At 61.0% G+C, this 533-nt stretch carries 1 protein-coding gene; it reads right to left on the bottom strand.

What is annotated here, in order from left to right; genetic code table 11:
• Positions 1-23: 23 nt before the first annotated feature.
• A complete protein-coding gene (locus tag AC1DN9_RS30075; RefSeq protein ID WP_478105904.1) occupies positions 24-287 on the bottom strand; it encodes a ribbon-helix-helix domain-containing protein in 264 nt (87 codons plus the stop codon).
• Positions 288-533 lie beyond the last annotated feature (246 nt).

Raw genomic sequence — 533 nt, 5'->3', positions numbered from 1 at the left:
TCGCGGGACGACCGTTTTTGACTTCACCTCTTGCCGCCGTCCCGGCCTGCCTTTTTGCCCGCGGCGCGCACCCTCCCACGCAGACCGTCGAAGTAGGCCTTGTCCGCCTCGGCAGCGGGCGCTGAGCGGCCACCTTGAAGAAGCAGACCGCGCAGTTGAAGCCTCTGTTGGTCCTTGCGGATGAGCTCGCGCACATATTCACTGCTCGTGCCATAGCCGCGTTCGACCACCTGCTCATCCACGAACGACTTCATGGCGTCCGGCAGGGATACGTTCATCGTGCTCATGACTCAAGCATATGCCGCTTGGCAAAATTTGGCAAGAAACGGGGCCGCGGACTGCTGTCATTGCCGCGGACCCCGAATCGGGTCCTGTCTCGGAACTTCCGGTCTTGGCCGAGGCTGTGTGGAAACTCCCTTGATGGTCACCTATATTGAGCCAACCCGTCTGAACGAGGTGGTGGCCCATGAAGCGATTCATCGAAGGCGAAGACCGGCAGCAGGTGACGCTGCTGCCCGAATGCCTTGACGACT

The organism is Variovorax sp. 05L425, assembly GCF_056397705.1.
Note: the sequence above shows the minus strand (reverse complement) of the source record. Positions and strands in the feature narration are given on the sequence as shown.